Source organism: Allobosea sp. TAF32, from assembly GCF_052113585.1.
Classification (GTDB): Bacteria; Pseudomonadota; Alphaproteobacteria; order Rhizobiales; family Beijerinckiaceae; genus Allobosea.
In genome coordinates, this window is record NZ_JBFRDM010000013.1 from 82,131 (window position 1) to 98,133 (window position 16,003).

13 protein-coding genes and 1 pseudogene are annotated in these 16,003 nt (G+C 61.3%); 9 read left to right on the forward strand and 5 right to left on the reverse strand.

What is annotated here, in order from left to right; genetic code table 11:
• Positions 1-308 precede the first annotated feature (308 nt).
• The 5 genes from AB4Z16_RS25345 to AB4Z16_RS25365 all read left to right on the forward strand — a co-directional run bounded on the left by AB4Z16_RS25345 (position 309) and on the right by AB4Z16_RS25365 (position 8,050).
• On the forward strand, positions 309-1,844 hold the full coding sequence (locus AB4Z16_RS25345; RefSeq protein ID WP_441514091.1) for an arylsulfatase: 1,536 nt from the start codon (positions 309-311) through the stop codon (positions 1,842-1,844).
• A 371-nt stretch (positions 1,845-2,215) separates the two neighbouring features.
• Positions 2,216-3,151, forward strand: a complete 936-nt coding sequence (locus tag AB4Z16_RS25350; RefSeq protein ID WP_441514207.1) for a formylglycine-generating enzyme family protein — start codon at positions 2,216-2,218, stop codon at positions 3,149-3,151.
• On the forward strand, positions 3,135-5,522 hold the full coding sequence (locus tag AB4Z16_RS25355; protein WP_441514092.1) for an arylsulfatase: 2,388 nt from the start codon (positions 3,135-3,137) through the stop codon (positions 5,520-5,522). The genes AB4Z16_RS25350 and AB4Z16_RS25355 overlap by 17 nt, the downstream gene beginning before the upstream one ends.
• A 138-nt stretch (positions 5,523-5,660) precedes the next feature.
• Positions 5,661-6,008, forward strand: a complete 348-nt coding sequence (locus AB4Z16_RS25360) for an HdeA/HdeB family chaperone (protein WP_441514093.1) — start codon at positions 5,661-5,663, stop codon at positions 6,006-6,008.
• 548 nt (positions 6,009-6,556) lie between these two features.
• Entirely contained in the window at positions 6,557-8,050 is a 1,494-nt protein-coding gene (locus tag AB4Z16_RS25365) for a mechanosensitive ion channel family protein (protein ID WP_441514208.1), read from the forward strand.
• A 241-nt stretch (positions 8,051-8,291) separates the two neighbouring features.
• Here AB4Z16_RS25365 and AB4Z16_RS25370 read toward each other — a convergent pair whose 3' ends face one another.
• Positions 8,292-9,323: a DUF1254 domain-containing protein gene (locus AB4Z16_RS25370; RefSeq protein ID WP_441514094.1), complete on the reverse strand. Its 1,032-nt coding sequence runs from the start codon at positions 9,321-9,323 to the stop codon at positions 8,292-8,294.
• Positions 9,324-9,603: 280 nt separating this feature from the next.
• Here AB4Z16_RS25370 and AB4Z16_RS25375 point away from each other — a divergent pair, with 280 nt between their 5' ends.
• The 4 genes from AB4Z16_RS25375 (at position 9,604) to AB4Z16_RS25390 (ending at position 12,380) form a co-directional block, all read left to right on the forward strand.
• Positions 9,604-10,461: an acid phosphatase gene (locus AB4Z16_RS25375; RefSeq protein WP_441514095.1), complete on the forward strand. Its 858-nt coding sequence runs from the start codon at positions 9,604-9,606 to the stop codon at positions 10,459-10,461.
• A gap of 216 nt (positions 10,462-10,677) precedes the next feature.
• Positions 10,678-10,938 (forward strand): DUF3302 domain-containing protein, encoded by a 261-nt coding sequence (locus AB4Z16_RS25380; protein WP_441514096.1) that lies wholly within the window; start codon positions 10,678-10,680, stop codon positions 10,936-10,938.
• On the forward strand, positions 10,935-11,876 hold the full coding sequence (locus AB4Z16_RS25385) for an HlyD family secretion protein (protein WP_441514097.1): 942 nt from the start codon (positions 10,935-10,937) through the stop codon (positions 11,874-11,876). Before AB4Z16_RS25380 ends, AB4Z16_RS25385 begins: the two co-directional genes overlap by 4 nt.
• 246 nt (positions 11,877-12,122) lie before the next feature.
• Positions 12,123-12,380: a GCG_CRPN prefix-to-repeats domain-containing protein gene (locus AB4Z16_RS25390; protein ID WP_441514209.1), complete on the forward strand. Its 258-nt coding sequence runs from the start codon at positions 12,123-12,125 to the stop codon at positions 12,378-12,380.
• 380 nt (positions 12,381-12,760) lie between these two features.
• Here the strand turns inward: AB4Z16_RS25390 and AB4Z16_RS25395 are convergent, their stop codons facing one another.
• From AB4Z16_RS25395 to proX, 4 genes and pseudogenes are all read right to left on the reverse strand, one after another.
• Positions 12,761-13,537 carry an alpha/beta fold hydrolase gene (locus tag AB4Z16_RS25395; RefSeq protein WP_441514098.1) on the reverse strand — a complete coding sequence of 259 codons (777 nt, stop codon included), beginning with the start codon at positions 13,535-13,537 and terminating at the stop codon, positions 12,761-12,763.
• A 10-nt stretch (positions 13,538-13,547) separates the two neighbouring features.
• A pseudogene (locus AB4Z16_RS25400) lies at positions 13,548-13,769 on the reverse strand (tautomerase family protein); the annotation flags it as partial.
• A gap of 33 nt (positions 13,770-13,802) precedes the next feature.
• Entirely contained in the window at positions 13,803-14,753 is a 951-nt protein-coding gene (locus AB4Z16_RS25405) for a LysR family transcriptional regulator (RefSeq protein ID WP_441514099.1), read from the reverse strand.
• Positions 14,754-14,867: 114 nt separating this feature from the next.
• Positions 14,868-15,905: a glycine betaine/L-proline ABC transporter substrate-binding protein ProX gene (gene proX, locus AB4Z16_RS25410; protein ID WP_441514100.1), complete on the reverse strand. Its 1,038-nt coding sequence runs from the start codon at positions 15,903-15,905 to the stop codon at positions 14,868-14,870.
• Positions 15,906-16,003: the final 98 nt, after the last annotated feature.

The following is a 16,003-nucleotide window of genomic DNA, read 5'->3' on the forward strand; positions in this document are numbered from 1 at the left end:
CCGTGCCGTCGTCAATCCACCAGAACGCATGCGCGCTACCCGGCCTGCTTGGGGCACACAAAGAACTTCGCGAATTGTCCGATCGGGACAGTCTCTATCGTCATGCCCTGTATGCGTTCGCACGGAACGTGAGTGCGCTCGCGAACCGAATCCAGGTTGACGGGAAGGCTGGCTATGCAGGCAGAGACGGCTCAGACGGATACTGCCGCGCCATGCTTTGCTGACTATCCGGGCGGCGGCACTTGGGCGCAGCGCGCGACGCGCCACCGCAGCGCCAGCGCCTTTGAAGCATAGAGGGAGTTCCATCCATGAAACCTACACTGCCGCTCTCGTTGGCGGCATCGCTGCTGATGGCGACGTCTTTGATCGCGCCTGCGGGCCAGCCGCAGGCGCAGAAGAGGGCGGCTGGCACCAAGCCGAATGTTGTCTTCATCCTCGCGGACAACGTGGGCTACGGCGATATGGGCCCCTATGGCGGCGGTGAAACCCGAGGCTTTCGGACGCCAAACGTCGATCAACTCGCTGCGCAGGGCCTCAAGCTCACGCAATATTTGGTCGAGCCCGCCTGCACGCCTTCCCGTGCTGCGCTGTTGACGGGGCAGTATTCCATTCGCAACGGCCTGTCCTTGGTTCTTGTTGGCGAGACCACGCCGAATACCTTGCCAAAAGGCGCCTACACTATGGGCCAGCTGTTCAAGGAAGCCGGCTATGCCACAGCGGTCTACGGGAAATGGCACCTCGGCAGTGCGCCGAAGAGCCTTCCAATGGCGCACGGGTTCAACGAGTTCTATGGCATCCCGCCAAACCTGTCATGGGACTCGGCTTCCTATGTCGACTCCACCGTGATGACGCATTCGAGCCCGCATACCCGCGACGAGTTGGTTGCCGCAGGTCCGCATATTGTCGAAGGCACACCCGACGGAAAGCTGAAAAAGGTCAAGCCGTTCACCATGGAGGTGAGGGCCGAGATCGATGTCGAATTGACGGCAAAATCGATCGACTTCATGAAGCGGCAGGTCGACGCCGGCAAGCCGTTCTTCCTCTATTTGCCGTTCTCGATGGGGCATGGGCCGAATCTTCCGTCCAAGGACTTCGCCGGTAAATCGCGCGTAGGCCAATACGGCGACAAGATGATGGAGGGCGATCATCACGTTGGCCAGATCATGGATGCGCTCAAGGACCTGGGCGTGGAAGATAACACGATCCTGGTCTTCGCCTCCGACAACGGGCCAAGCGGTCAGATTACCCAGATGTACGGCAACAAGCAAAGCCCTGACATGGGCAACGCGGGACCCTTCCGCGGCGAACTCGGCGAGGTGACCGAGGGCGCGATCCGGACCTTCGCCTTCATCCGCTGGCCGGGCAAAATCGCGCGGGGCAGCAGTTCCTACGCGATGTTCTCGATTATGGACTTTCTGCCAACCTTCGCGAACATTATCGGCGCCAAGCTGCCGACCGACCGCCCGATCGACGGCGTCGACCAGACCGAAGTGCTGATGGGCACGAGCGAGAAGGGCAGCCGGACGTCCTTGCTCAGCTTTGTCGGCCCTGATCTCTTGGCCGTGCGCGTGGACCAGTGGCGAATGTACTTCACCCACGTCTTTCCTGCCGGAACCAGCAGCCAGATTATGCCGGGCATGGGCGCGGCTCAAGCAAAATTGATGGGCTATCCCAAGGTATACAATATCGAAATGGACCCCTATGAAACCCTGAATTATTTTGCTTACTATCCATGGATCTTGGATTCCGGCCTGAAGGCGGTGAATGAATACCTCGAAAGCCTCAAGGATCATCCGAACCCACCGTCAGCCAACCTCACCGAGTTTAGTGGGGCTAAGAAATAAAACGAACGATTGGGATAGGGGAGAGTGCCCCTTATGCGCGAAACCAAGATGAAAATAGGAGAAGAGGGGAAACCCTCCTCTCCCGCGCAGAGTTCGGCTGGGGCTCTGTAACGCAAATCGGTTGGGGGATTCATCTCGTGAATCCAGCGTGATAGCTGGAGCGCCTGAGCAGACCGACACTCCCGACTTGCTCGGGGAACACCAAGAACCTCGCGAATTGTCCGATCGGGACAGTCTCTATCCTCGCGCCCTGTATGAGTTCGCATTGAACGTGAGTGCGCTCGCGAACCCGATTCAGATTGACGAGAAGGCTGGCTATGCAGGCCGAGACGGCTCAGACGGATTTGCCGCCGGAGCGTGCGCGCGAGGGCATGATCTTCGTGCGCACCGGAATCTTCTGGATGGGCTCAGATCATCACTACCCCGAAGAGAAGCCGGCCCATCGTGTCAGTGTCGAGGGCTTCTTCATCGACGAAACCCCTGTCACCAACGCGCAATTTGCCGAGTTCGTGGCGGCGACCGGACATCGCACATTTGCCGAGTTCGCGCCTGACCCTCGAGACTATCCCGGCATCTTGCCGGAGATGCTGTATGCGGGCTCGCTCGTCTTCCGGGAGCCGACCGGGCGCGTCGATCTCCGCGACTGGTCGCAATGGTGGACGTTCCTGAAGGACGCCAACTGGCGCCAGCCCTATGGACCGCGCAGCAGCATTGCGGGGCTGGACGATCATCCCGTTGTCCATGTCAGCCACCACGACGCATTGGCCTATGCACGATGGAAGGGCAAGGATCTCCCCACGGAAGCCGAGTGGGAATTCGCCGCCAGAGGAGGCCTCGAACAGGCCGAATACGCCTGGGGCTCGGAACTGACCCCCTATGGGCGGCATATGGCCAATACCTGGCAAGGATCGTTTCCGAGCATCAATCACAAACTCGACGGATACGCCCGCACATCGCCCGTCAGGGCTTTTCCGCCCAACGGATACGGCCTCTACGACATGATCGGGAACGCCTGGGAGTGGACCTCCGACTGGTTCGCCCCGAAGCACGAAGCGGACGCGACGAAAGCCTGCTGCATACCCAGGAACCCTCGCGGAGGGCTCGAGTCCGCCAGCTATGATCCGTGTCTCCCCCACATCAAGATTCCGCGGAAGGTTTTGAAAGGCGGATCGCATCTGTGCGCTCCGAACTACTGCCGCCGCTATCGACCTGCAGCCCGACATGCCGAGACGATCGATACGTCGACAAGCCATGTCGGGTTCAGATGTGTTGTCCGGAACGGAGAATCGAATGAAACGGCCTCCTAATCACCAATTCAGAGCGCGCTGGCTGGGCGTCAGCACGACGCTGCTGATGTTGGGATCGCCCGTGGCAGCCCAGGAATCGCTGCCGTTTCCGCCCAAGCCTTCGGGGAGCAAGGCCGGACCGACGATCGCGGAATCGACCTACAGCCCCCTGCCGGCGAAGTCGCATCTCCCGGCCAACGCGCCGAACATCGTCGTGATCATGCTCGACGATGTCGGTCCGGCGCTTCCAAGCACCTTCGGCGGCGTGATCGATACGCGCACGCTGAGCCGCGTTGCCGGAGACGGGATCACCTATAACCGCTTCCACAATGCCGCCATGTGCTCACCCACCCGCGCGGCCCTGCTGACCGGGCGCAATCACCATCGCGTCGGCTCCGGCCAGATCACCGAACTGGCGAACGACTGGGACGGCTATTCCGGCCGGATCCCGCGCACTTCGGCGACCGCAGCGAAGGTCCTTGGCTATTATGGCTATGCGACGAGCGCCTTCGGAAAATGGCACAACACGCCGGCCAACGAGACCACCGCCGTCGGCCCCTATACGAACTGGCCGGCCGGCCAGGGGATCGGCTTCGACTACTTCTACGGCTTCCTGGCCGGAGAATCCTCGCAATGGGAGCCTGCGGTCGTCGAAAACACGGTCCGGGTGAACCCGTCCGAAGGAAAGAAGGAATACCACTTCACCGAGGACATGACCGACAAGGCCGTCTCATGGATGAAGCAAGTCCGCGCGCTGACGCCGGACCGGCCCTTCTTCATGTATTGGGCCCCCGGCGCCTCCCATGGCCCGCACCACATCTTCAAGGACTGGGCGGACAAATATAAGGGCAAGTTCGACGAAGGCTGGGACGTCATGCGCGAGCGCGTCTTCGCCCGCCAGAAAGAGCTCGGCTGGATCCCGAAAGACACCGAGCTGACGCCGCGGCCGAAGACGCTGGCCGCATGGGCCGATATTCCCGAGGACGAAAAGCCGTTCCAGCGTCGGCTCATGGAAGTGTTCGCCGGATACACCGAACATGCCGATGCGCAGGCCGGCCGGTTGATCGACGCCCTGGACGAGCTCGGCATCCGCGACAACACGCTCGTCTTCTACATCTGGGGCGACAACGGCTCCAGCGCGGAAGGCCAGAACGGCACGATCAGCGAGTTCCTGGCGCAGAATGGCATTCCGTCCGAGATCAAGGACCATATCCGCACCATGAACGAGCTCGGCGGCCTGGATGTGCTCGGCTCGCCCAAGGTAGATAACATGTACCATGCCGGCTGGGCCTGGGCCGGCTCCACGCCGCACCGGTCAACGAAACTGATTGCCGCGCATTTCGGCGGAACGCGCACGCCGCTCGCGGTGTCCTGGCCAAGCAGGATCAAGCCGGACAAGACGCCGCGTCCGCAATTCCATCACGTCAACGATATCGTGCCGACGATCTACGACATCCTGCGCATCACGCCGCCGAAGCTCGTCGACGCCGTCAGCCAGGATCCGCTCGACGGCACCAGCATGACCTATTCCTTCGTGTCGCCGACGGCACCGGAGCACAAGAAGGAGCAGTATTTCGAGGTCATGGGGAGTCGCGCCTACTACAAGGACGGATGGATCGCGTCGACATTCGGGCCGAGAGTGCCTTGGCAAGCGGGCGTCGATCCCTCGATCATGACATGGTCGCCGAAGAACGATGTCTGGGAACTCCATGATCTCAAGAAGGATTTCTCGCAGGCGAAGGACGTCGCCGCCGCCAATCCTGGCAAGCTCGACGAGCTGAAGAAGGCTTTCGAGGTCAGCGCTAAAGACAATAAGGTCTATCCGGTGGGCGGCGCGCTATGGTCCGCGATCTTCCACCCGGAAGACCAGCCATCCAATCCCGCCAAGACGTTCAACTACACGCAGGAGGTCGTTGGCGTTCCCGAGTTCACCGCGCCGAAGCTCGGATCGCGTAGCAACCTCGTCACCATCGATGCGGATTTGCAGCCCGACTCGAAGGGAGTGCTCTACGCGCTCGGCGCCGTCTCGGGCGGCATCGCCCTGTGGGTCGAGAACGGCAAGCTCAGCTACGAGTACAATCTGTTCGAGATCGAACGGACTCAACTGGAAACGTCTGCCCCACTCCCGACCGGGAAGGTCAAGATCGAGATCGAAACAACGCGCAAGGCCAACGGCGCCCGCCCCGCGTCTCTCGACATCGTCATGCGCGTTGACGGCAAAGAAGTCAGCAAGGGCCGTGTCCCACGCGCGGCACCGGGCAGCTTTACCGCCAACGATGCCTTCGACGTCGGCCGGGACAGTTACTCCCCCGTCTCGCTTACGTATTTCGACCGCAAGCCCTTCGCCTTCAATGGCAAGATCCGGCATCTGAAGGTGGAATATCTGGACTGACCGCCGACCAGCCGGAGGCGGCGAGCACGATCTTCGCCGCCTCTTCTCAAATTTCGACGGCGCGGAACCTCCTCTCCTTAGAGTCCGGAGGAGGCACGTTTCGTCGAATGCACTGCCGAACTGCGAAAAGGAAACTCCATGTTGAAACGACTTGCTCTTGTTCTTGTCGCCGCGGCCGCGATGCCGTCGGTCCCGGTGCAAGCCCAGACCGAGCTGAGCGCCTATGCCGACAAGAATGGCTACGTCAATGTCCAGAAGCTGACCTGCGGGCAGCTTGCCGGGACGTTCCAGGAAGATGCGAACTTTCTCGGCATCTGGTACAGCGGCTGGTATAACGGCCTCGGGAAGAAATCTTCCGTCAATCTACCCAGGGTCAAAGAAGGTATCCACGAGCTGATCGTCTATTGCAAATCAAATCAGGCCTCGACGATCATCAAAGCCATCGATGTTCTTTTGAAAGATGAGAAAGCACGCAACGCCAAATGAGGCGACGGTTCGTGCCTGACAGACTCAGGCACGGACCATTCTCCATGAGCTATTCGTCTGCGTTTATTCGCTGAGTCGAAACCATTTCGAAGCGCGAGCCACGATGATACTCGTCTTATTTGGCTAATGATCGCTGAGAGGCTTCTTAGAACCGTTATCCGTAAGGGAAATCTCTCTTTCTGGACAATCGTCTGACGAAATTAGACTTAGATCATCGATTTGAGCGCGAGACAGAGACCATGGCTGTTGGTTCCAAGGCGGACGAGATCGAGGCCGCATCGGCGATGGCCGGTCATTTTATGACACTGCTTGAAGATGGGTTGGCGGCAAGGTTCTCGGGATGGCTCTCGGCCACAGACGGGTGGCGCGATTTCATGCAGGGTCTCGAAGCTGCCGGCCACAGTCCCGCGCTGCTGGCGCTTGGCGTGGTGGCAACCTGCTCGATTGCCTTCGTTGCAACGGCTGCGGTCGCCAGGCTGATCGTTGGCAGGCTGAATGACAGGCCAGTGCTGCGAGCGCTCGCTTGGTTCGCTGCTTCCGTGGTCGCGATGTTGACTCTCTGGGTCCTGCTGCGGAGTTTCGTCACTGACCCGGTGCTCCGCGGCGCTTTGGTGAATTGCGCCGCGATCTCGGTGTTGGCGACGATGATCTGCTTGCCGTTAACCACCGGGCGCGGGGCGGTCTTCTGGCCCTGGCGCCGCGACGTTGCGATCTCGATTTGCGTTGCGGCCGGCGGCCTGGTGGTGCTGGCTTGCCTGCGTGCATGGAATGCCGCTGATCCGCTGCGAGATCTCTTCGCCACATTCGCAGTGTCGTTGCCGTTCACTATCCTGGCCGCTGCGGCCTATGTTCGCCATCGCAGACTGGTCGTGAGGGCATTGTCTTTCGGCGCCAGATCAGGATCGCTGCGCCGGAAGCTCGCCGCGAACTGGCCCTGGCTCGTTGTAGCACTCGTCGCACTCGCCTTTGTTTTCATCCAACTGGGCATAACACTCGGAAGGCCGATGCGGGGCGGGCCATTGGTTCTTTCGCTTCTTCTCGTTCTCGCTGGTCCACATCTCGACATCGCCATCGAACGGCGCGGATGGCGCGCGGTCCGGTCGCAGGGAGGCGAACTGAGGGGAGTGCTGTGGCGCACCTTCCGGATCGTCGCAGCGTCCTCGATCTTCGCGATCCTGGCGACGCTCTGGGTTCTACCCATCCTCGATGTCGCCGGCATTTCGCGCGGCATCATCGTCTTGAAGGCAGCCGAAATTCTGATGCTCGTGCTGGTCATTGCCTTCTGCTGGAACTGGGTGGCTATCCTGGCCGCGCGCATCAGGCCTCCTGCGCCGAGCGAACCGCAGAGTGGCGCCTTTGTGATCGGCACGCGGCTGACCACCGTCGGCCCTGTGCTCGTGGGCCTGGCCAAAGCCGGGCTTCTGACGCTGGGAGCACTGACGATCCTGGTCATGCTGGGCATAAATGTCTGGCCGCTCATCACAGGCCTGTCGATTTTCGGTTTGGCGATCGGCCTCGGTTCGCAAACGCTGGTCAAGGATGTGGTGGCCGGCCTGTTCTTCCTCGTCGACGATGCGTTCCGCCACGGCGAATACATTGAGACTTCGGGCGCTAAAGGCACTGTCGAGAGGATTTCGCTTCGTTCCGTTTCCCTGAGGCACCCGCGCGGCGCGGTTGCGACGATTCCTTATGGCCAGATCGGGAAAATCCAGAATTTCAGCCGGGAATGGGTTGTCGAGAAGATGCTTTTCCGGGTCGCTTTGGACACCGATGTCGAAGTCGTGCGGAAGCTGTTCAAGAAGATCGGGCAGGAGATCGCCGCGGACCCGGAACTGAACGCCGACCTCATCGAGCCGTTCAAGAGCCAGGGCATTGGCGCTCTCGAGGAAGGGACATTGGTGATCCGCGGCAAGTACAAGGCGAGAGCCGGGCACCAGTTCCAGATCCGCAAGGCGATCCTTTCGAAGGTCCGGATTACGCTTCAGGAGAACAATATCAAGCTGGTGCCGAAACCGCTTCATGTGCCGCAGATGGGCGGATGAGCCATGGCCATCCGGCATCAACCGCACATCGAAATGCTCGTGCCGAACCGGTCACCGCCACTCGCTTCCTGCCCATAGCGACCTTTTGCGTCCGCTCGCCCCGCCGAGCACGCCAGACCGGCTGCTTGCAGCAGTACCGGCCGCGATTGCCGGAGATGCGACCTAATGAGAACGGGGGCGACGAAATCGTCGCCCCGTTCTTCATTTAGCTGGATGCTGTCGAGGTCGGTCCCTTCCGGCCTCAGGGTAAGGGCTGGGGCTTCGGGAAGCTCCACTTGCCGTTCAGGATCTCGGCACGCGGTTGATAAAGCCTGACCGTGTAGTTCCAGCCAGATGTGATCGGCAGGCAATTGACCACCTTGCCGTCGCAGCCGCCGAACTGGATGGCGATCGTACCGTCGGCGCTCTTCTTCGCCGTCAGGTTGTTCAGCGAATAGGCGTCGTAGGCGTTCTTCTCGAAATAGCCCTGGGCATTATAGACGCTGACCGACCAGAAGCTGTCGACCGGAACGTTTCCGACATTGAGCTTGTAGACGGTCGCGCCATCGTTTTTGGGCACCGCGCCGCTGAGATAGATCGCATCCTTGGCGGGGTTTCCGCCCCAGCCGGTCGCGGTGCCGATCAGGTGCTGAATCGGGTCCACTGCCGCTTTGGTACCAAAGGCCTTGTTGTAGTCGGGGATCGTCGAACCGAGCACGGCCAGGGCGTCACGCATCTTTTTCTGGCTCGCCTGGTCCCAGTTCGGCACCTCGAATTTGCCGACGTCCTTCTGGCTGACCTCGATCGCGTCCTGGAGCAGATGAACCTGCTGAACGTCCTTGGGGTCGGCGGGATCGACCAGCGTGCGGACGGCGACAAACACGTATCTTGTGCCGACGTTCTCCTTCGTCAGGGTATGGCTGCCGGCTCCGTAGAAAACCGACGGCACATAGTGGTCCGCGCTGACCACCTGCATGGACATGAATCGCTTGCCCGCATCGGGGAGTTTGATCGTGACCGGGCCGGCATCGAGATCGAAGACCGCTTCCGAATAGAGCGTGTCTCGATTCATGCGGATGACGTTCTGCTTGTCGATTGCGACTGGCGCGCGGCTATGAACGAACCGGCCAAAGCTGCCGTCCCTTACCGCCTTGCCCATGTAGAGATCGGACTCGGCGCGGATGAAATTTTCGACGCCGACTGGCGTCGAGGCGCCGGAAGCGGTCTGGGCATTTGCATTGCCAACCGCCGCCAAGGTGGTGGCAACGAAGTAAATTGCTGTCTTGGTATTCATAGCTGCGTCACTCCGTCGGCTGCGCCGCGGCAAGGGCGCCCCACTCGACGGGCCGGCCTGCGCGATATGTTCCCCTAGCACGCACAATCCCGAGGATTGTTCTTCCGGAACAATCTTGCCCTCGGCGCCATGTATTCTGGCCGCCAATCGGGCAGAGAGCGGATGCGAGCTTCTCCTTTATGATCAATGAATGTCCTAATGCAGCCTAAAATGCGGAATGATCCCTTCCGAATAGATTTGGCATAGGCAGACAAACTTATATCCATGACCGAGTACTGGCTTGAAATTGGAATTGACGATTAAGATGAAAGCTATCAAACTAATAGGTTCTGCCTTGTTTTCTTTTATGGCCATCTTCGCGAGTGAGTCGGCGCTTGCGCAGGCAGATCAAAGCAAGCCTCTTGCGAAGCCCACCGATCCTCACTTCAATCTTCTGCCGGGCTTCTTGCCTGCAGCAAGTCTGCCCGATAGCCTGCGCCTTCTGAGGCCGCCCCCAGCCTCGGACTCGGCGGCTCTCGCTCAAGACGAGGCAGCAAGACAGGACGCTGCCCGCTTGAAGGGATCGCCGCGCTGGCAACTGGCGGTGCGCGATGCCGATCTGAATTTTCCGCAACCCGCCGAGAATTTCTCGTGCGCGATGGGAATTTCGATCGATGCACAGAACACGCCGCATCTCTACAAGTTGATGCAGCGGATGCTGACGGATGTCGGCCTCTCCACCTACGGCGTCAAGAACAAGTTTCAGCGCACTCGCCCCTTCGCCCGGCATGCCGAGGGGACCTGTACGCCGGGCGACGAGGACATCCTGCGCACCGATGGCTCATATCCGTCCGGTCATTCGGCCGTCGGATGGGGCTGGGCTCTCGTCCTGGCCGAGATCAATCCGGAGCGCTCGGACGAGATTTTGTCCCGCGGCCTGGCCTTCGGGCAAAGCCGGGTCATCTGTAATGCGCATTGGCAGAGCGATGTCGACGCGGGTCGTATTATGGCCGCCGCGACCGTCGCCCGGCTGCACTCCGATAGCAGCTTTGCGGCGGGGCTACAGTCCGCGCGAGCAGAAGCATTGCGGTCGCGTCAGGCGAATCTCAAGCCGCGAAACGATTGCGTTGCTGAAGCGGCCTCCTTGTCCGAGCGATAGCCCCCGCTTTCAGATCGTGCGCGAGAATCGGAGAAGGCGATCTGTTCTCGGATCTTCGGCTCTCCGGTCCGCTCGGCCCGGCGGCCGGCTCTGACGGAGCCTCCGTGAAGGCCGAGCTCGTCACTGGGGCGCATCTCCTCGTTCGGATTACGTCATTCCGCACCTCGGAGCTGCAAGCAGCTGTCTCCCAAAGCGTTCCCATAGGATGAAACAGCCATGTCCATTCTCGACATCTTCGCCTGGATCGTACTGGTCGTGCTGGTCTTCAGCACGATCGCCGTCGTGGTCTTCCTCGCCATGCTGCCGGGCATGATAGCCCGGAAGCGCAACCATCCCTGGGTCGATGGCGTCACCGCGGGCGGGTGGGTGACATCCATCCTCGGCTTCGTGCTGTGGCCAGCCGTCCTGATCTGGGCCTTTGTCGATTGGCCGGCCAAGCCGCGCCTCGGCTCGGGCGATGAGGCGACTGCGCCGTGATCCTGGTTCTCCTCAATGTCTATCTCGCCCTGCTCTTCATTCTGGTGAAGCTCGGGATCATTCGCTTCAATCGGTTCTGGAAGGTCTCGCCGGCCATCGTCTTCGTCCTTTTGCTGGTCGGCCTGTTCGTGCCGATGAGCTGGGGCGCTCCGCAAGGGTCGGCGCTGGTCGTCCGGCATTCGGTAGCCATCGTGCCCGATGTCGCGGGTGAGGTCGTCGACGTCCCGGTCCAGCCGAACCAGCCGCTTAAGGCAGGCGACGTGTTGTTCCGGATCGATCCGGTTCCGTTCCGGTCCCAGGTCGATACCTTCGCCGCGCAGCTCAAGTTTCAGGAGACGAGGCTGGCCGAGATGATGCAGTTGCAGACGCACGGCACGGGACGCGCCTTCGACGTCGAGCAGCGCCAGGCCGAGGTCGACCAACTGAAAGCTCAACTCGCGGCGGCCCAGTGGAACCTCGACAAGACCGTGATCCGCGCGCCGACCGAGGGCTACGTCACCAATGTCGCGCTCCGAAAGGGAGCTCGCGTCGCGAATCTCCCGCTGGCGCCGGTGATGGCCTTCATCGACACCTCCGAGACGGTCATCGGTGTGGAAATCGCTCAGATCGACGCACGCTACGTCGCTCCTGGGCAGCAAGTCGAACTCACCTTCAAGATGTTTCCGGGCAGGGTACTGACCGGCAAGGTCGAGAGCCTCGTGCAGGCGATTGCCACAGGCCAGGTTCAGGTTTCCGGCGTAGCCGTTGCGCCAAAGGCAATCGCATCAGCGCCCTTCCTCGTGCGCGTCAAGCTTGACGACGAAGCCTTTGCCGGGTCGCTGCCTGCCGGGAGCACAGGCGAGGCTGCGATCTTCACGGATCAGGTCAAGCCCACGCACCTGATCCGTAAAGTGCTGCTGCGTCAGGTCGCGATCACTAATTACATTAACCCATTCTGAAAAAGGTTTGTTCTGTCGGCTACCCGCAGTCGGAGGCGTGCCCGGTCCTGCCTCTAATTGTTCGGTAGGAGCAATCCTCCTGTTATTTTCCGCTATTTGTGAGAGAGCTTCTCGGTAACCAATATCGCTGTCCGGGATCCTGATTATATTCAAAACGGAACAGGAACGACCAAGATGACCGCAAAGATTGCTCTAGCCTCTATGGGGGTCGCGTTCCTCGCCCTGACCTCGTTCGAGGCGCAGGCCATGCCGACGTCATCTGCCCTGTCACAGACAAGGGCATACGACGTCACAAAGGTCGCGGGCGGATGCGGTGTCGGCTTCTATCGCGGGCCTCTCGGCGGTTGTGTCCGCGGCGCCGGGGGCGTCGTCGTTGCACCGCGCCCAGTGGTTGTCGCTCCTCGACCGGTCGTCGTCGCGCCCCGGCCTGTTGTGGTCGCTCCTCGCCCAGTCGTTCGCCCGCGCCCCGTCGTCATCGATCGACGGCCGATTGTGATCCGTTGAGCCCAGCGACGCCCGCGTGCATCAACCTGAAGCGGAGGAAGTAAAATGCATAGATATTTGAACTTCATGGCCGCGCTTGTAACCGGCTTCGGATTGCTGATTGGCCTGCCAGGAAGCGGACCTCCCCGCAGCTCAAGGTCGCAAGCCGCCGTTGCGCGGTTCGATCGTGATGCGCACTCGGTGTGAAACGGCACAGCGGTTCGACGCGGATCGGCACCCGCCTAAGCCCTTGAGTATCCCTGACTTAGCTCAGATTACGGGGTCAACTGACGGCGCCGTTTCACACTCCTCGTCGGGCCGATTGATGAAATGAGTATGCCAAAGCCTCGGGCCGATTGATCTTCGGTCCGAGGCCTTTTGGGATACGCTCAACTGCGGGCTCAGCGGTGCTTCGTCTGAAAGGCCCGGATGGGCGGCGCGACCCGCTCGGTCGCTTCGATAAGAATGGCGTGCTTTAGACCATCGAGAATGACGAGTTCGGAATTCGGCAGCGCTTCCGCGATCTGGCGGTTGAGACGCGGGTTGCAGCCGCCGTCGAGCTCCCCGGTCAGGACGAGAGAGGGAGCCGTGACCTCATGGAGCCAAGGCGACATCTCGGTTTCGGCATAGATGTCGAACACGTTGAGGAAAATCTCTGGATCGGTCGCGACCACCTGCGCCTTCCGGGCCTCGATGCGCTCGGGGTGCTCGGTCTGGAATTTCTCGGTGAACCAGCGATCGGCCAGGGTCTGAAGAACCGGGCCGATGCCCTTTTTGCGCATCGCAGCGACGACGGCCCTCACCTTCGCGGAGTCATCCTCCGTGCGGAACGCCGCAGTCGAAAGCAGGCCCAGCGCGATCACCCGCTCGGGATGGGCCCGCGCATAGGCCGGGCCGATCATCCCCCCCAGCGAATGGCCGATGACGTGCGCCTTCTCGATGCCGAGCCGGGCGCGCAGCGCCTCCAGATCAGCGACGAGTTCGTCGAGGCCGAAACGCCCATCGCCTTTCGGCGTGTCGCCATGGCCGCGCAGGTCGTAGGCGATGCAGGTGAAGTCGTCCTTCAGATGCTGCGTGAGGCCGGCCCAGCTCGTCTTGCGGGCGCCAATGCCATGGACCATGAATAGCGGTGGGCCCTTGCCCTCGACTACATAGGAACTTTCGACGGCTACGGTCATCACGTACTCCTCAATTCCGACTGTCTGACGTCGCCGTGGCGGCAGGCGGGGCGCCCAGCGGTTTGCCGGCCACGGTCCAGTCCGTCTTGCGGACGTCTTGGAATATGACCTGCACGCTTTGCGGCGTGCCGCCGCAGATCGAGACGAAACTCTCCGTCATCGCCTGGGCGAGATTCTGTTTCTGATCGGGCGTGCGCCCTTCGAGCAGTTCGACGCGGATGATGGGCATGGGCGGTCTCCGGCGGTAGGGAACGAGCGGGTTCGTTCAGTTGAATTTCAGGCCGTTGTAGATTCTGTCCTCGAGAGGCGTGGCCTCGACGATCTCGCGGAGGATGGAAACGAAGGCGAGTTCCGACTTGCTCGGCCGGACGCGCGGATTGGTCAGGAGGTAGATGTCGATCGGCATCACGTCGTCATAGGGCGGCAGGCGCCAGAGCAGGCCATCGCGCACGTCGCGAGCGGCGATCTGGACGGGGATAGCGCCGATGCCGAGGCCCGCGACAACCATCCTGCGGACCTCTTCCAAATTGTTCGCGATGCCTTTGATCGGATCGGCGAAGCGCACCGTCTTGCGCATGTCGGTGATCGATTGCAGGGTGTCGGAATCGACCGCCGAGCGGTAGGAGATACATTCCTGGTTTTCGAGGTCGCTGACGCGCAGGTCGCGGCGGCCGAAGAGCGGGTGGCGCTCGCCGCAATAGAACCCGCAATATTCCTTGAAGACGTGGAAATATTCGAGTTCCGGCAATTTGCTGAAATTCGGCCCGATGCCGAAATGGATCAGCCTGTCGGCCATGGCCTCGATGATCTCGCGGCTGTTCATTACCGTGACGGTGATCGTGGCGCGGCTGTAGCGCCGATGGAACTCGTAGATGGAGCGGTCGATCAGCGGGCTCGTCATGTGGCTGGCGATAACGATGCGGAGATTGCCGACGAGTACCTCCTCGGTATCGGTCAGCAAATTCGAGATCCTGTCGATCGAGCCGCAGATCTCGCGCGCCTCGCGATAGAGCAATTTTCCGGCTTCCGTCAGGCGGAAGAGCCGCGGGCCCCGCTCGATCAGGGTGTGACCGAGCTGGTCCTCGAGGTTCTTGAGCGCGGCGCTCACTGCCGGCTGCCCGCGTCCGAGGATCTCGGCCGCGCGGGACAGATTCTGCGCATCGGCCAGCACAACGAACATGTGCAGCAGATTCCAGTTCACGCGGCTGGACAGCATGGAAGGCACCTTGCGGAACGGATGGCGACCCCTCCCGAAGCGGGGCTTCGAAGCGGGGTTGCCCTGGATTTCAGAGCAGGTAGATCGTCCGTACTCGGTCGTTTCCGGCTTTTCTCATTTGGCCGCGGCGATGGCGGCCTTGATCCAGCCGTCGAACTCGGCCTGATGCGCCTTGATCCATTCACGCGCGTGACGGTCGATGTCGGCCTCGCGGTTTTCACCGTTGAGCATCTTCTGGTTCTGGTCCGCGCGGTCCTTGAGCGTCATCTTGATCTGCTTGAAGAACTCGGCCGCAGCCGGATTTTCGAGCACCCATTTCTTGTTCGCGCCGATGTAGTAGACGGTCGGGAGCCAGCCCACGGAGCAGGGATTGCCGGCGCAGCCGGCGACGTCGGCCAGCGGCTTGTAGGTCTTCATCTGATCGGGCGGCAAGGCCGGGTTCTTCAGCTGCAGCCATACGAGGTCCTTGCCGGGCAGCAGCTTCATTGTGGTCGGGTTCGGGTACCAGGTGTAGAGGAAGACCGGCTTGCCGGCGGCATAGCGGGCAACGGCATCGGCGGCGAGCGTGGTGTACTCGCCCGTGACCAGCGTCACGGTCTTCTCGAGGCCGAGCGCCTTCATATGGCCCTGCGCGACCCCGTAGGAGCCCGACCAGCTGACAGAAGGGCCGACCATGTCGGCCTTGCCGTCGCCATTCTGGTCGAACAGCGCGGCGATCTTCGGGTCCGCGAGATCCTCGAGGAAGCGGATATTGTGGGCGTCCGCCGTCTTCTTATCGACCATGTAGCCCTGGATCGTGCCCGGATCCATCAACGGGCCGATCGCGACGACCTCGTTGGCGGTCTTGGCATAGAGGTCGGCATGGTTGGGCAGGATAGTGTCGGCCGTATAGGTCACATCGCCGCGCGCCATGGAGGTAAACACCGCCGCCGGAGCCAGCGTCTTGGGCGCCTCGACCTTGTAGCCCAGCGTCTCTATGCCAATGTCGATGATCCGCTGGCCGAACCAGAACGAATCCCAATTGGGCCGCGCCGGGCTGACCGTCTTGCCCGCGCCTGGTAGCGCGGCTTGACCCGCGGCCGGCGCCGCGCCGCAGGCGAAAAGCCCGAGGCTGACCAGGAGGGCTTGTGGAATTTTCCGAATGTCGAGCATGAGCATATCCCCTTTTTTGTGCTTGGCTTTGGTGAGGGGCCGGACCGCCATGCGTCCTGTCGGATGCAGGTTGGCGATCCAGCTTTTTGATCAACGCC

What these genes read in the sequence shown, in the direction of transcription:
- AB4Z16_RS25345 (WP_441514091.1), top strand. Translation starts at nt 309, where the DNA reads ATGAAACCTACACTGCCGCTCTCGTTGGCGGCATCGCTGCTGATGGCG.
- AB4Z16_RS25350 (WP_441514207.1), top strand. Translation starts at nt 2,216, where the DNA reads ATGATCTTCGTGCGCACCGGAATCTTCTGGATGGGCTCAGATCATCAC.
- AB4Z16_RS25355 (WP_441514092.1), top strand. Translation starts at nt 3,135, where the DNA reads ATGAAACGGCCTCCTAATCACCAATTCAGAGCGCGCTGGCTGGGCGTC.
- AB4Z16_RS25360 (WP_441514093.1), top strand. Translation starts at nt 5,661, where the DNA reads ATGTTGAAACGACTTGCTCTTGTTCTTGTCGCCGCGGCCGCGATGCCG.
- AB4Z16_RS25365 (WP_441514208.1), top strand. Translation starts at nt 6,557, where the DNA reads ATGTTGACTCTCTGGGTCCTGCTGCGGAGTTTCGTCACTGACCCGGTG.
- AB4Z16_RS25370 (WP_441514094.1), bottom strand. Translation starts at nt 9,323, where the DNA reads ATGAATACCAAGACAGCAATTTACTTCGTTGCCACCACCTTGGCGGCG.
- AB4Z16_RS25380 (WP_441514096.1), top strand. Translation starts at nt 10,678, where the DNA reads ATGTCCATTCTCGACATCTTCGCCTGGATCGTACTGGTCGTGCTGGTC.
- AB4Z16_RS25390 (WP_441514209.1), top strand. Translation starts at nt 12,123, where the DNA reads ATGCCGACGTCATCTGCCCTGTCACAGACAAGGGCATACGACGTCACA.
- AB4Z16_RS25395 (WP_441514098.1), bottom strand. Translation starts at nt 13,537, where the DNA reads ATGACCGTAGCCGTCGAAAGTTCCTATGTAGTCGAGGGCAAGGGCCCA.
- AB4Z16_RS25405 (WP_441514099.1), bottom strand. Translation starts at nt 14,753, where the DNA reads ATGCTGTCCAGCCGCGTGAACTGGAATCTGCTGCACATGTTCGTTGTG.
- proX (WP_441514100.1), bottom strand. Translation starts at nt 15,905, where the DNA reads ATGCTCGACATTCGGAAAATTCCACAAGCCCTCCTGGTCAGCCTCGGG.